The 14,781-nt window shown below is 61.8% G+C and carries 14 protein-coding genes; 11 read left to right on the top strand and 3 right to left on the bottom strand.

Annotated features, from left to right (window positions below):
- Window positions 1-46: 46 nt before the first annotated feature.
- From aat to infA, 3 genes are all read left to right on the top strand, one after another.
- On the top strand, window positions 47-727 hold the full coding sequence (aat, locus tag BV82_RS10060) for a leucyl/phenylalanyl-tRNA--protein transferase (RefSeq protein ID WP_010226746.1): 681 nt from the start codon (window positions 47-49) through the stop codon (window positions 725-727).
- Between the two features lie 57 nt (window positions 728-784).
- Complete coding sequence (locus tag BV82_RS10055) at window positions 785-1,492, top strand: arginyltransferase (RefSeq protein ID WP_036994542.1); 708 nt, start codon at window positions 785-787, stop codon at window positions 1,490-1,492.
- 104 nt (window positions 1,493-1,596) lie between these two features.
- Window positions 1,597-1,815: a translation initiation factor IF-1 gene (infA, locus tag BV82_RS10050; protein ID WP_002553999.1), complete on the top strand. Its 219-nt coding sequence runs from the start codon at window positions 1,597-1,599 to the stop codon at window positions 1,813-1,815.
- Between the two features lie 155 nt (window positions 1,816-1,970).
- Here the strand turns inward: infA and clpA are convergent, their stop codons facing one another.
- Complete coding sequence (gene clpA, locus BV82_RS10045) at window positions 1,971-4,241, bottom strand: ATP-dependent Clp protease ATP-binding subunit ClpA (RefSeq protein ID WP_010226749.1); 2,271 nt, start codon at window positions 4,239-4,241, stop codon at window positions 1,971-1,973.
- A 30-nt stretch (window positions 4,242-4,271) separates the two neighbouring features.
- A complete protein-coding gene (gene clpS, locus BV82_RS10040) occupies window positions 4,272-4,634 on the bottom strand; it encodes an ATP-dependent Clp protease adapter ClpS (protein ID WP_010226753.1) in 363 nt (120 codons plus the stop codon).
- Window positions 4,635-4,859: 225 nt separating this feature from the next.
- Here clpS and cspD point away from each other — a divergent pair, with 225 nt between their 5' ends.
- Window positions 4,860-5,114 (top strand): cold shock domain-containing protein CspD, encoded by a 255-nt coding sequence (cspD, locus tag BV82_RS10035; protein WP_026001534.1) that lies wholly within the window; start codon window positions 4,860-4,862, stop codon window positions 5,112-5,114.
- Between the two features lie 63 nt (window positions 5,115-5,177).
- Here cspD and icd read toward each other — a convergent pair whose 3' ends face one another.
- Window positions 5,178-6,434 carry an NADP-dependent isocitrate dehydrogenase gene (gene icd / locus BV82_RS10030; protein ID WP_010226755.1) on the bottom strand — a complete coding sequence of 419 codons (1,257 nt, stop codon included), beginning with the start codon at window positions 6,432-6,434 and terminating at the stop codon, window positions 5,178-5,180.
- 414 nt (window positions 6,435-6,848) lie between these two features.
- Between icd and BV82_RS10025 the strand changes: the two genes are divergently transcribed.
- The 7 genes from BV82_RS10025 to BV82_RS09995 all read left to right on the top strand — a co-directional run bounded on the left by BV82_RS10025 (window position 6,849) and on the right by BV82_RS09995 (window position 14,728).
- Window positions 6,849-9,074 carry an NADP-dependent isocitrate dehydrogenase gene (locus BV82_RS10025; RefSeq protein WP_036994540.1) on the top strand — a complete coding sequence of 742 codons (2,226 nt, stop codon included), beginning with the start codon at window positions 6,849-6,851 and terminating at the stop codon, window positions 9,072-9,074.
- 158 nt (window positions 9,075-9,232) lie between these two features.
- Window positions 9,233-9,667, top strand: coding sequence for an NUDIX hydrolase (locus BV82_RS10020; protein ID WP_036994537.1), 435 nt, complete (start codon window positions 9,233-9,235; stop codon window positions 9,665-9,667).
- A gap of 70 nt (window positions 9,668-9,737) precedes the next feature.
- Window positions 9,738-10,862 (top strand): tRNA 2-thiouridine(34) synthase MnmA, encoded by a 1,125-nt coding sequence (gene mnmA, locus BV82_RS10015; protein ID WP_036994535.1) that lies wholly within the window; start codon window positions 9,738-9,740, stop codon window positions 10,860-10,862.
- A complete protein-coding gene (gene hflD, locus BV82_RS10010; protein WP_010226760.1) occupies window positions 10,859-11,479 on the top strand; it encodes a high frequency lysogenization protein HflD in 621 nt (206 codons plus the stop codon). The genes mnmA and hflD overlap by 4 nt, the downstream gene beginning before the upstream one ends.
- A gap of 202 nt (window positions 11,480-11,681) precedes the next feature.
- A complete protein-coding gene (purB, locus tag BV82_RS10005; protein ID WP_010226761.1) occupies window positions 11,682-13,052 on the top strand; it encodes an adenylosuccinate lyase in 1,371 nt (456 codons plus the stop codon).
- 82 nt (window positions 13,053-13,134) lie between these two features.
- Window positions 13,135-14,301 (top strand): ribosomal protein uL16 3-hydroxylase, encoded by a 1,167-nt coding sequence (locus BV82_RS10000; protein WP_010226762.1) that lies wholly within the window; start codon window positions 13,135-13,137, stop codon window positions 14,299-14,301.
- Window positions 14,294-14,728 carry a GNAT family N-acetyltransferase gene (locus tag BV82_RS09995; RefSeq protein ID WP_010226763.1) on the top strand — a complete coding sequence of 145 codons (435 nt, stop codon included), beginning with the start codon at window positions 14,294-14,296 and terminating at the stop codon, window positions 14,726-14,728. The genes BV82_RS10000 and BV82_RS09995 overlap by 8 nt, the downstream gene beginning before the upstream one ends.
- Window positions 14,729-14,781: the final 53 nt, after the last annotated feature.

Genomic DNA, 14,781 nt, shown 5'->3' with positions numbered 1-14,781 from the left:
TTCAGGCCATGCTGGGTGCCCTCCCCTCTTCCATCACTGGACCACGATGCTGACCTGGTTGAGCCGCGACACCCTGACCTTTCCGCCGCTGGACAAAGCCCTGCGCGACCCCAACGGCCTGCTCGCCGCCGGCGGCGACCTGAGTGCCGAACGCCTGGTGCAGGCCTATCGCCACGGCTGCTTCCCCTGGTACCAGGACGGCCAACCGATCCTCTGGTGGTCGCCTGACCCACGCACCGTGCTGTTCCCCGACGAACTGCACGTGTCACGCTCACTGCGCAAGTTCATCCGCCAGGGCCACTACCAGGTCAGCTTCGACCAGGACTTTGCCGCCGTCATCAACGCCTGCGCCGCGCCCCGCGACTATGCCGACGGCACCTGGATCACCGACAGCATGCAGGCGGCCTACCTGAAGCTGCACCAGCAGGGCTTTGCCCATTCGGTCGAGGTTCGCCAGGGCGGCGAGCTGGTGGGCGGCCTCTACGGCCTGGCCATGGGCCGGCTGTTTTTCGGCGAATCGATGTTCAGTCGCGCCGACAACGCCTCCAAAGTCGGTTTTGTCGCCCTGGTCGAGCACCTGCAACAGGCAGGATTCGTCCTGATTGATTGTCAGATGCCTACCGACCACCTGCACAGCCTCGGCGCCCGCGCCATCGCCAGGGCCACCTTTGCCGACTACCTGCAGCGTTATCTCGACCAGCCAAACCGCGCCAGCTGGGTTTGCTAGGCGAGTTTTTCCAGCTGGCTTACACTTAAAACAAAAGCACCTCCCGAGGGGTTGATCATGACAGAGCTGGCGCGGTTGAAGTTTTATGCCACTCAACCCCATTCCTGCAGCTACCTGCCAGACGAACAAGCCACCACGCTGTTTCTCGATCCGAGCCAGCCGATGGACGTCAACGTTTACGCAGACCTGTCGGAAATGGGCTTCCGGCGCAGCGGCGATCACCTGTATCGCCCGCATTGCCAGAACTGTAACGCCTGCGTGCCGGCGCGGATCCCGGCTGCACGCTTTCTGCCCAACCGCCAGCAAAAACGCATCCTCAAGCGCAATGCCGACCTGACCGTCACTGCCGCCCGTCCGGCATTCAAGGAAGAGTATTTCGAGTTGTACCGGCGCTACATCGAGCAGCGCCACGCCGATGGCGATATGTATCCACCAAGCCGCGACCAGTTTTCCACCTTCCTGGTCCGCGACCTGCCGTTTTCGCGTTTTTACGAGTTCCGCCTGGGCGACCGCCTGCTCGCGGTGGCGGTCACCGACCTGCTGCCCAACGGCCTGTCAGCGGTGTACACCTTCTACGAGCCGGACGAAGAACGGCGCAGCCTGGGCCGTTTCGCGATCCTCTGGCAGATCACCGAAGCCCTGCGCCTGGGTCTGGGCGCGGTCTACCTCGGCTACTGGATCAAGAACTGCAAAAAGATGAACTACAAGACCCAGTACCGCCCCATCGAGCTGTTGATCAATCAACGCTGGGTGACGTTGAACTGAAATCATTGGCTTGAAGTCCATTTTTCGGGCACAATGCACGCCACTTTTTTTGCCTGGCGCAGCTGTGCACCGGGCCATTAACTGGACACCGAGGGCTTTACTGCATGTCGAAAGAAGACAGCTTCGAAATGGAAGGCACTGTCGTCGACACCCTGCCCAACACCATGTTCCGTGTGGAGTTGGAAAATGGGCACGTCGTTACCGCGCACATCTCCGGAAAGATGCGCAAGAACTACATTCGTATTCTGACCGGTGACAAGGTCCGCGTCGAACTGACGCCCTACGACCTGAGCAAGGGGCGCATCACCTACCGCGCCCGCTAAGCGACACCAACGAAAACGCCCGGCTAAATGCCGGGCGTTTTCGTTGGCCCTGGAAAAGCATCGCTGGCAAGTCGGGTCGCCGCACCGCAGCTCCCACAGGGATTGTGTGGGAGCTGGCTTGCCAGCGATGGGCTGCATAGCAGCCCCAGCCTGCCTTACGCCATCTCAGCCGTGGTCTCGAAGTCGAACACCAGTTCGCCATCGCGGATGTCGATGTGCACCACACCGCCATGCTCGGCCAGCTCGCCGAACAGGATCTCTTCGGCCAACGGCCGCTTGATCTTGTCCTGGATCAGCCGCGCCATTGGTCGCGCGCCCATCTGCGCATCGTAACCACCGGCAGCCAGCCAACTGCGCGCCGCATCGCTTACCTCCAGCAGCACGCGCTTGTCTTCCAGTTGCGCCTGCAGTTCGATGAGGAACTTGTCCACCACGCTCTTGATCGTCTCGTGGCTGAGGCGGCCAAACTGGATGATGGTGTCCAGACGGTTGCGGAACTCCGGCGTGAAGCTCTTCTTGATCACTTCCATGGCGTCGGAGGAATGATCCTGCTGAGTGAAGCCGATGGAGGCTCGCGCAGCGGTTTCAGCACCGGCGTTAGTGGTCATGATGACGATGACGTTACGGAAGTCCGCCTTGCGCCCGTTGTTGTCGGTCAGGGTACCGTGGTCCATCACCTGCAGCAGCAGGTTGAAGACTTCCGGGTGGGCCTTCTCGATTTCATCGAGCAGCAACACGCAGTGCGGCTGCTTGGTGATGGCTTCGGTGAGCAGGCCGCCCTGGTCGAAACCGACGTAGCCCGGAGGCGCACCGATCAGACGCGAAACAGTGTGCCGCTCCATGTACTCGGACATGTCGAAACGCACCAGCTCAACCCCCAGGGCCTTGGCCAACTGCCGCGCCGCTTCGGTTTTACCGACACCGGTAGGGCCGGCAAACAGGAACGAACCGACCGGTTTGTCCGGCGCCTTGAGGCCAGCACGGGACAGCTTGATGGCGGTGGCCAGCGAATCGATCGCCGCATCCTGGCCGAACACCGTGAGCTTGAGGTCGCGCTCCAGGTTACGCAGTAGCTCCTTGTCGGAACTGGTCACGTGTTTTGGCGGAATCCGCGCGATTTTGGCGACGATGTCTTCGACCTGCGGCACGTCGATGCGCTTGACGCGCATCTCGACCGGTTGCAGGCGCTGGTAGGCACCGGCTTCGTCGATCACATCGATGGCCTTGTCGGGCATGTGCCGGTCGTTGATGTAGCGCGCTGCAAGCTCGGCAGCGGCGCGCAGGGCCTCATCGCTGTACTCGATGCTGTGGTGGCTCTCGAAGCGCCCTTTGAGCCCACGCAGGATGCCCACGGTGTCCTCCACCGATGGCTCGCTGACATCGACCTTCTGGAAGCGCCGCGCCAGGGCCCGGTCTTTCTCGAAGATGCCGCGAAATTCCTGGAAGGTGGTCGAGCCGATGCAACGGATATCACCCGAAGACAGCAGCGGCTTGAGCAGGTTGGAGGCATCCATTACCCCGCCGGAGGCCGCACCGGCACCGATGATGGTGTGGATCTCGTCGATGAACAGGATCGCCTGCGGACGCTTGCGCAGTTCGTTGAGCAGCGCCTTGAAGCGCTTCTCGAAATCGCCGCGGTACTTGGTGCCTGCCAACAGCGCACCCAGGTCCAGGGAATAGACCACGCTGTGGGCCAGCAGGTCCGGCACCTGGCCGTCGACGATGCGCTTGGCCAGGCCTTCGGCGATGGCGGTTTTACCGACACCGGCCTCACCGACCAGCAGCGGGTTGTTCTTGCGCCGACGGGCAAGGATCTGCGCCACCCGCTCGACTTCGAGCTCGCGACCGACCAGCGGGTCGATGCGCCCCTGACGGGCCTGTTCGTTGAGGTTGCTGGCATAGGCATCCAGTGGATTGCCCGACGATGAAGTTTCGCCGCCGTCCTCGTCCTGCATGTCCTGTTCGCCCTCGGAGTGTTCACCATGGCCCGGCACCTTGGAGATGCCGTGGGCGATGTAATTGACCACGTCGATACGCGCCACGCTCTGCTGTTTAAGCAGGAACACCGCCTGGCTTTCCTGTTCGCTGAATATCGCAACCAGCACGTTGGCACCGGTGACTTCACGCTTGCCCGAGCTCTGGACATGGAAGACTGCGCGCTGCAGTACACGCTGGAAGCCCAGGGTTGGCTGGGTCTCGCGGTCCTCGTCGTGCACGGGGATCAACGGCGTGGTGGAGTCGATAAACTCCTGCAGGTCGTGTTTGAGTTTGTCGAGGTTTGCGCCGCAGGCGCGCAGAACGGTCGCGGCGGCCTCATTATCCAATAGTGCCAGCAGCAGGTGCTCGACGGTCATGAACTCATGACGCTTCGAGCGTGCCTCCTTGAAGGCCAGATTGAGGGTGACTTCGAGCTCGCGGTTTAACATAGCTTCACCTCATACCCAAGTGGCCGGCGATTAACCGTCCTTCTCGATTTCACAGAGTAGCGGATGCTGGCTTTCCCTTGCGTATTGGTTGACCTGCATGGCCTTGGTCTCGGCGATGTCCCGGGTAAACAATCCGCACACTGCCCGTCCTTCTGTATGGACGGCCAGCATGACCTTGGTCGCCAGCTCGCGATTCAGGTTAAAAAACACCTCGAGCACTTCGACGACGAAATCCATCGGTGTGTAGTCATCGTTGAACAAAACCACCTTGTACATGGGTGGCGCCTGCAGGGCCGGCTTGGCCTCCTGTATCGCCAGGCCAGAACCATCGTCCTCATGCGATTGCGGGCGATCCTGATTGAATGTTAGTCGAATCTGGCTATGTGCATGCATGGAAAGAAATTCATCATTTCGACAGGTTGGTTTATGGGTTGACCGCACAGGCGACGCGGGACAGCCGTCGCCTCACCTTGACTATCGGCAAAACGGTGTTACAACCAATAAGAACCCACCGTGGTCGATAAAGATCCGCGCAGTCAACCAGAATTTTCGCAGGTTCATATGCGGATGGAGTGGATGATACTCCAGTGATGGAGTCCTTTGCAGAGGGATATGAGGATGGCAAGCGGTAAAGTCAAGTGGTTCAACAACGCCAAGGGCTATGGCTTCATCAATGAAGACGGGAAAACAGAGGACCTGTTCGCACACTACTCGGCTATCCAGATGGACGGTTATAAAACCCTGAAAGCCGGACAACCCGTCAGTTTCGAGATCATCCAGGGCCCCAAGGGCTTGCACGCGGTGAACATATCGAACCTCGCCGCACAAACCACCGCCTCCCCCACCCCCAACCCGCAAACGACTGAAGCCTGAGCCGGCGATCAGACATAAAAAAACCGGCCAGCCCGCAAGGACTGGCCGGTTTTCTTGTGCCGCTTACATGTGCTTGATCAAAGCCTCACCGAAACCGGAGCTGCTGACCAGCGTCGCGCCTTCCATCAGGCGCTCGAAGTCGTAGGTCACGGTCTTGGCGGCGATGGCGCCGTTGGTGCCCTTGATGATCAGGTCGGCCGCCTCGGTCCAGCCCAGGTGGCGCAGCATCATCTCGGCAGAGAGAATCACCGAACCCGGGTTGACCTGGTCCTTGCCGGCGTACTTCGGCGCGGTGCCGTGGGTGGCTTCGAACATCGCCACGGTGTCGGACAGGTTGGCGCCCGGGGCAATACCGATGCCGCCGACTTCCGCCGCCAGGGCGTCGGACAGGTAGTCACCGTTGAGGTTGAGGGTGGCAATCACGTCGTATTCGGCCGGGCGCAGCAGGATCTGCTGGAGCATGGCGTCGGCAATGGCATCCTTGACGATGACTTCACGGCCGGTTTTCGGGTTCTTGAACTTCATCCACGGGCCGCCATCGAGCAGCTCGGCGCCGAATTCGTTCTTGGCCACTTCGTAGCCCCAATCCTTGAAGGCACCTTCGGTGAACTTCATGATGTTGCCCTTGTGCACGATGGTCAGCGACTTGCGGTCGTTGTCCACCACATACTGCAGGGCCTTGCGCACCAGGCGCTGGGTGCCTTCCTTGGAGACCGGCTTGATGCCGATGCCGCAGTCCTGGTCGAAACGGATCTTGGTGACGCCCATTTCTTCCTTCAGGAACTTGATGACCTTGGTCGCTTCCGGCGAACCGGCCTTCCACTCGATGCCGGCATAGATGTCTTCGGAGTTTTCGCGGAAGATCACCATGTCGACGTCACCCGGTTTTTTCACCGGGCTCGGTACGCCCTGGAACCACACTACCGGGCGCAGGCAGACGTACAGGTCCAGTTGCTGGCGCAGGGCAACGTTGAGGGAACGGATACCACCACCGACCGGGGTGGTCAGCGGGCCCTTGATGGACACCACGTAATCCTTGACTGCGTCCAGGGTTTCCTGGGGCAGCCAGGTGTCCTGGTCGTATACCTGGGTGGCTTTTTCACCGGCGTAGACTTCCATCCAGGAAATCTTGCGCTTGCCCCCATAGGCTTTCTCTACAGCAGCATCAACCACTTTGATCATGACGGGGCTTACATCTACGCCAATGCCGTCGCCTTCGATGAACGGGATGATCGGATTATCAGGAACATTGAGAGAATGGTCCGCATTGACGGTGATTTTGTCGCCGACTGCCGGAACCTTGATTTTCTGGTATCCCATGCTGCACTCCGTTTTTTTTGGTGTGGTTCGTCATCTGGATCCCCTGAGCGTACCCCAGTTGAACGGCAACGGGAACCACGTGCGCAAATGCCCTGCAATGGGGCAGCAACGCCTACATCTTTGGTCTAAAAAAGCCCCTGCGACCGGTTGATCTTGATCAATACGACCAAGGCTTTGGTATACTCGCCCGGTGACCAAAGGGTCACTGGGGGCGAACCGTCTGAAACGAGACCTGCGGCCCCGACAAGACTGGGCTGTTACCGCAGTTCAGCCGTTTGACACTCGACTGATGCAATCCACCATCACCGCCCAGAATCTTCGACCTTCTGCTCATGGATGTGTCTGAGCGAAGCGCCTACCCTGCGCACCTCGAGATTCTGCGCACGCTCAGCAAAACAGAGAGTTAACCCGAATATGCCCACCCGATCCAAGATCATCTACACCTTCACCGACGAAGCCCCCGCCCTCGCCACCTATTCATTGCTCCCCGTCATCGAAGCCTTCACCGCTTGCGCCGACATCGCCGTAGAAACCCGGGACATCTCTCTGGCCGGCCGTATCCTTTCTGCCTTCCCTGAACAGCTCGGCGCCGACAAGCAAGTGGCCGACCACCTGGCAGAACTGGGCCAACTGGCAACCACGCCAGAAGCCAACATCATCAAGCTGCCGAACATCAGCGCCTCGGTGCCGCAACTGAAGGCCGCGATCAAGGAACTGCAAGCCAAGGGCTTCAACATTCCTGACTACCCTGAAGCCGCCGCCACCGACGCCGAGAAAGAAGCCAAGGCTCGCTACGACCGCATCAAGGGCAGCGCCGTGAACCCGGTCCTGCGTGAAGGCAACTCCGACCGCCGCGCCCCGCTGTCGGTCAAGAACTACGCACGCAAGCACCCGCACAAGATGGGCGCCTGGGCTGCCGACTCCAAGTCCCACGTGGCCCACATGAGCCACGGCGACTTCTACGGCAGCGAGAAAGCCGCGCTGATCGAAGCCGATGACAGCCTGCGCATCGAACTGCTGGACAAGAACGGCAACACCACCGTCCTGAAAGAAAAAACCGCGGTCAAGGCCGGCGAAATCGTCGACTGCGCGGTCATGAGCACCAAGGCGCTGCGTAAATTCATCGCCGCCGAGATCGAAGACGCCAAAGCCAAGGGCGTGCTGCTGTCGGTGCACCTGAAAGCCACCATGATGAAGGTCTCCGACCCGATCATGTTCGGCCAGATCGTTGCCGAGTACTACCAGGACGCACTGAACAAGCACGCCGCGGTACTGGAGCAGATCGGTTTCAACCTGAACAACGGTATCGGCGACCTGTACGCCCGTATCAAGACCCTGCCAGCCGAGCAGCAGGCGCAGATCGAAGCCGACGTCAAAGCCGTCTACGACGTCCGCCCGGCCCTGGCCATGGTCAACTCCGACAAGGGCATCACCAACCTGCACGTGCCAAGCGACGTCATCGTCGACGCCTCGATGCCGGCGATGATCCGTGACTCGGGCAAGATGTGGAACACCGAAGGCCAGCTGCAAGACACCAAGGCAGTGATCCCGGATCGTTGCTACGCCACCATCTACCAGGCCGTTATCGACGACTGCAAGCAACATGGCGCCTTCGATCCGACCACCATGGGCAGCGTGCCGAACGTTGGCCTGATGGCGCAGAAAGCCGAAGAGTACGGCTCCCACGACAAGACCTTCCAGGCCAAGGCCGACGGCGTGATCCGAGTGGTTGACGGCAAGGGCAACCTGCTGCTGTCCCAGGACGTCGAAGCCGGCGACATCTTCCGCATGTGCCAGGTCAAAGACGCGCCGATCCAGGACTGGGTCAAGCTGGCCGTCAACCGTGCCCGCGCCAGCAACACCCCGGCGCTGTTCTGGCTCGACCCGCATCGCGCCCACGACGGCGTGCTGATCGAGAAGGTCCAGAAGTACCTGAAAGACCACGACACCACCGGCCTGGACATCCGCGTCCTGTCGCCTGTCGAGGCCATGAAGGTTTCCCTGCAGCGCCTCCGTGCGGGCCAGGACACCATCTCGGTCACCGGCAACGTACTGCGCGACTACCTGACCGACCTGTTCCCGATCATGGAACTGGGCACCAGCGCCAAGATGCTGTCGATCGTGCCGCTGATGAACAACGGCGGCCTGTTCGAAACCGGCGCCGGCGGTTCGGCACCCAAGCACGTCCAGCAACTGGTTGAAGAGAACTTCCTGCGCTGGGATTCCCTGGGTGAGTTCCTGGCCCTGGCGGCTTCTCTGGAGCACCTGAGCACTGCCTACACCAACCCGAAAGCCAAGGTACTGGCGGCGACCCTGGACCAGGCCACCGGCCAGTTCCTGGACACCAACAAGTCCCCTGCGCGCAAGGTCGGCGGTATCGACAACCGTGGCAGCCACTTCTACCTGACCCTGTACTGGGCCCAGGCCCTGGCCGCCCAGAGCGACGACGCCGCCCTGCAAGCGCGCTTCGCCCCACTGGCAAAAGCCCTGGCCGAGCACGAAGCAACCATCGTCGCCGAGCTCAACGCCGTGCAGGGCAAGCCGGCCGACATCGGTGGTTACTACTACCCGGATGCCGAGCTGACCAGCAAAGTGATGCGCCCGAGCCAGACCTTCAACAGCGCGATTGCCGCACTGTAAGAGAAGCAGCTTGAAGCAGTAAACAAAAACCCCGGCCACGCACCGGGGTTTTTTTAGCTTTGAGTTTCAAGCTGCAAGCTACAAGAAAGAGCCTTGCGCGCACGGCTTTTACTTGTAGCTTGCAGCTTGAAACTTACAACTTAGGGAGAGAATCGACCGTGCGCCCCCACATCACCGTCGCCACTATCATCGAAGACCAGGGCCGCTTCCTCATGGTCGAGGAATTCAAGGCCGGCAAGCACGTGTTCAACCAGCCCGCCGGCCACCTGGAGACCAACGAAAGCCTGCTCGACGCCGCCCGGCGCGAAACCCTCGAAGAAACCGCCTGGGAGGTCGAGCTGACCGGCATCGTCGGCATCTACCTGTATACCGCCCCCAGCAACGGCGTGACCTACCAGCGCATCTGCTTCGCCGCCAGGCCGCTCAAGCACCACCCCGAGCGCGCCCTGGACAGCGACATCGTGCGCGCCGTGTGGCTGAGCCGCGAGGAGCTGCTGGCCGACCCCGAGCGCTGGCGCAGCGAGCTGGTGCCGCGTTGCATCGACGATTACCTGGCCGGCCCGCTGCACAGCCTGGCGTTGATTCGCGACTGACAGCAACGATGCCTTGCAGGCCGCAGCCTGATAGAATCGTTGTCTTTTTCCAGATACACAGCCGGTACCTATGACCAGTCCAGCACTTTACGAACCCGAAAAGACACGCGTTATCGTCGGCATGTCCGGCGGCGTGGACTCTTCCGTCTCCGCCCTCCTGCTGATGGAGCAGGGCTACCAGGTGGAAGGCCTGTTCATGAAGAACTGGGAAGAGGACGACGGCACCGAATACTGCACCGCCCGCGAAGACCTGGCCGACGCCCAGGCCGTGTGCGACCGCATTGGCATCAAGCTGCACACCGCCAACTTCGCCGCCGAATACTGGGACAACGTCTTCGAGCATTTCCTGGCCGAATACAAGGCCGGGCGCACACCGAACCCGGACATCCTCTGCAACCGCGAAATCAAGTTCAAAGCCTTTCTCGACTACGCGCTGATGCTCGGCGCCGACCTGATCGCCACCGGCCACTACGTGCGCCGCCGCGACACTGACGGGCGTACCGAACTGCTCAAGGGCCTGGACCCGAACAAGGACCAGAGCTACTTCCTGCACGCCGTTGGCGGCAAGGAAATCGCCCGCACGCTGTTCCCGGTCGGCGAACTGGAAAAACCCGAAGTGCGCGCCATCGCCGAGAAACACGGCCTGGCCACGGCGAAGAAGAAAGACTCTACCGGTATCTGCTTTATCGGCGAGCGCCGCTTCAGCGACTTCCTCAAGCAGTACCTGCCGGCACAACCGGGCGAGATCCAGACCACCGACGGCGAAGTCATCGGCCGTCACCACGGCCTGATGTACCACACCATCGGCCAGCGCCAGGGCCTGGGCATCGGCGGCCTGAAAGACGCCGGTGACGAGCCGTGGTACGTACTGGAGAAAGACCTGACCCGCAACGTGCTGGTGGTCGGCCAGGGTAACGAACACCCGTGGCTGTTCTCGCGCGCCCTGCTCGCTTCAGAAATCTTCTGGGTAAACCCGATTGATCTTTCCAGCCCACTGCGCCTGACCGCCAAGGTGCGCTACCGCCAAAGCGATCAGGGCTGCACCCTGGAACAGACCGCAAGCGGCTACCGCGCGGTGTTCGACGAGCCACAGCGGGCGGTGACGCCAGGCCAGTCGGTGGTGTTCTATGACGGCGAAATCTGCCTCGGCGGCGGCGTGATCGAAACCGCCGAGCCGTGGAGCGCGCGCGCATGAATGCCATGCAAGAGCAGTTGGTTGCCCTGGGCGGTGTATTCCAGGCCGCGGTGCTGGTTGACCGCATCGCCCGCACCGGCCAGGCCAGCGAGGCGAACCTTGGCTGCATGCTCGGCAGCCTGCTGGTACGCGACCCCAAGGACACCCTGGAGGTGTTCGGCGGTGACGACCTGAACCTGCGCGACGGCTACCGCGCCCTGGCCAGCGCCCTGGAGCGCGACCCCGGCAGCCTGCAGCGCGAGCCGCTGCGCTATGCCCTGTCGATGCTGGGCCTGGAGCGCCAGCTGGCCAAGCGCGGCGACATGCTCGATGTGATCGGCAGCCGCCTGCCGCAAATCCAGTCCCAGGCCGAGCATTTCGGCCTGGTACATGAAAACGTCATTGCTTCCAGCGGCGCCCTGTACCAGGACACCCTGAGCACCCTGCGCCAACGCATCCAGGTGCATGGCGACATGCGCCACCTGCAGCAGCCAAGCAATGCCTCGAAGATTCGCGCCCTGCTGCTCGCCGGCATCCGCGCCGCGCGCCTGTGGCGACAGCTGGGCGGCCATCGCTGGCAGTTGGTGGTCAGCCGGCGCAAACTGCTCAAAGAGCTGTATCCGATGTTGCGTGGCTGAACACCCATTGCTGGCAAGCCAGCTCCCACAGGGTCGGCATGCACTGCACCTGTGGGAGCTGGCTTGCCAGCGATGGGGCCTTTGAAGCCACTACGATACTGAATGATTTGCTGGCATTACCTTTTGTCAGCCACCCGACCCGGGCGCGTTTTTCATGTATGATATGCGCCCTTTTCAAAGCCTGACTGTCCGAGAACACCCCATGCAGCTTTCCTCGCTCACTGCGGTTTCCCCTGTTGACGGCCGCTACGCCGGCAAAACCCAGGCCCTGCGCCCTATTTTCAGCGAATACGGCCTGATCCGTTTCCGCGCCCTGGTCGAGGTTCGCTGGCTCCAGCGCCTGGCCGCCCACCCGCAGATCGCCGAGGTTCCGGCCTTTTCCGCCGAAGCCAACGCCCTGCTCAACGGCCTGGCCGATGAGTTCGCCCTCGAGCACGCCGAGCGCGTCAAAGAGATCGAGCGCACCACCAACCACGACGTCAAGGCCATCGAGTACCTGCTCAAGGAGCAGGCCGCCAAGCTGCCGGAGCTTGCCAAGGTCAGCGAGTTCATCCACTTTGCCTGCACCAGCGAGGACATCAACAACCTGTCCCACGCCCTGATGCTGCGCGAAGGCCGCGACAGCGTGCTGCTGCCGCTGATGCGCCAGATCGCCCAGGCCATCCGTGAGCTGGCCCACCGCTTCGCCGACGTGCCGATGCTGTCGCGCACCCACGGCCAACCGGCGTCGCCAACCACTCTGGGCAAAGAGCTGGCCAACGTCGTCTACCGCCTGGAGCGCCAGATCGCCCAGGTTGCCGCCGTGCCACTGCTGGGCAAGATCAACGGCGCCGTGGGCAACTACAACGCCCACCTGTCGGCCTACCCGCAGATCGACTGGGAAGCCAACGCCCGCGCCTTCATCGAAGACGAGCTGGGCCTGGTGTTCAACCCGTACACCACCCAGATCGAGCCGCACGACTATATCGCCGAGCTGTTCGACGCGATCGCCCGCTTCAACACCATCCTGATCGACTTCGACCGCGACGTCTGGGGCTACATCTCCCTGGGCTACTTCAAGCAGCGCACCATCGCTGGCGAAATCGGCTCCTCGACCATGCCGCACAAGGTCAACCCGATCGACTTCGAAAACTCCGAAGGCAACCTGGGTATCGCCAATGCCCTGTTCCAGCACCTGGCCAGCAAGCTGCCGGTCTCGCGCTGGCAGCGCGACCTGACCGACTCCACCGTGCTGCGCAACCTGGGCGTCGGTTTCGCCCACAGCGTGATCGCCTACGAGGCCAGCCTCAAGGGCATCAGCAAGCTGGAAATCAACCAAGCGCGTATCGCCGAAGACCTGGACGCCTGCTGGGAAGTTCTCGCCGAGCCGATCCAGACCGTCATGCGCCGCTACAACATCGAGAACCCCTACGAGAAGCTCAAGGAGCTGACCCGTGGCAAAGGCATCAGCCCCGAAGCGCTGCTGACCTTCATCGATGGCCTGGACATGCCGGCAGAGGCTCGCAGCGAGCTGAAGAAGCTGACTCCAGCCTCCTACATCGGTAATGCCGCGGCTCAAGCCAAACGCGTCTGATCTGCGCCCTGCGCGTAAACGCCCGGCTCAGCCGGGCGTTTTTATTACCGAAAGAAAATTACTTTTTTTCAATAGGTTACACATGAATCCTGATACTCCTCTGCAGCTTCTGGGCGGCCTCACTGCCCGCGAATTCATGCGCGACTACTGGCAGAAGAAACCCCTGCTGGTACGCCAGGCCTTCCCGGACTTCGAAAGCCCGATCGACGCCGACGAACTGGCCGGCCTGGCCCTGGAAGAAGAAGTCGAATCGCGCCTGGTCATCGAGCACGGCGAGCGCCCATGGGAACTGCGCCGCGGCCCGTTCGAAGAAGATGCCTTCAGCACCCTGCCCGAGCGCGACTGGACCCTGCTGGTGCAAGCGGTCGATCAGTTCGTGCCGGAAGTCGGCGAACTGCTGGAGCATTTTCGCTTCCTGCCAAGCTGGCGCATCGACGATGTGATGATCAGCTACGCAGCGCCGGGCGGCAGCGTCGGCCCGCACTTCGACAACTACGATGTGTTCCTGCTGCAAGGCCAGGGCAAGCGCAACTGGAAGATCGGCCAGATGTGCGACAGCGACAGCCCGCTGCTGGAGCACGCCGACCTGCGCATCCTCGCCGAATTCGAGCAGAGCGACGAGTGGACCCTGGAGCCCGGCGACATGCTCTACCTGCCGCCACGCCTGGCCCACTACGGCATTGCCGAAGATGACTGCCTGACCTATTCGGTGGGCTTCCGCGCGCCGGGCGCCGCTGAAGTGCTGACCCATTTCACCGACTTCCTCAGCCAGTTCCTGCCTGACGAAGAGCGTTACACCGACGCCGACGCCGAGCCGGTCAGCGACCCGCACCAGATCCAGCACGACGCCCTCGACCGCCTGAAAAAGCTGCTCACCGAGCACATGGGCGACGAGCGCCTGCTGCTGACCTGGTTCGGCCAGTTCATGACCGAACCGCGCTATCCGGAGCTGGTCAGCGGCGAGCCGCTGGACGAAGTCGAGCTGATCGAGAGCCTGGCCCAGGGCGCGATCCTGATCCGCAACCCGAGCGCGCGCCTGGCCTGGTCGGAAGTCGACGACAACCTGCTGCTGTTCGCCAGCGGCCAGAGCCGCCTGCTGCCGGGCGACCTGCGCGAGCTGCTGAAACTGATCTGCGCCGCCGACGCGTTGCACATTGAAAACCTTGAGCAGTGGCTTGAAAACGATCAAGGCATTACCTTGATCTGCGAACTGGTCAAACAAGGAAGCCTGGGGTTTGCCAATGAATAAGATTCGCGTCCGTCTCGCCGACTGGCAGAAAGACAACGCTGATATCCGCCGCATTCGTGAAGCTGTGTTCATCGCCGAACAGAACGTGCCGCCGGAGCTGGAGTGGGATGCCGACGACAACACTGCCGTGCACTTTCTGGCCATGGAGGGTGACTACGCCATCGGCACCGCCCGCCTGCTGCCCGACGGCCAGATCGGCCGGGTTTCGGTGCTCAAGGACTGGCGCGGGCTGAAGGTCGGTGACGCGCTGATGCAGGCGGTGATCGTCGAAGCCCAGAACCGTGACCTCAAGCAGCAGATGCTCAGCGCCCAGGTACACGCCACGCCGTTCTATGAGCGCCTTGGCTTCAAGGTGGTCAGCGAAGAGTTCCTCGAGGCGGGTATTCCGCACGTGGACATGGTTCGCGAATCGCGCGAACTGGTCTGATTGCGATTGGGGCTGCCTTGCAGCCCATCGCCGGCAAGGCCGGCTCCCACAGG

This window comes from Pseudomonas donghuensis (assembly GCF_000696345.2).
In the GTDB taxonomy this organism is placed as follows: Bacteria; Pseudomonadota; Gammaproteobacteria; order Pseudomonadales; family Pseudomonadaceae; genus Aquipseudomonas; species Aquipseudomonas donghuensis.
This window is presented reverse-complemented; position numbering and strand designations above follow the sequence as displayed.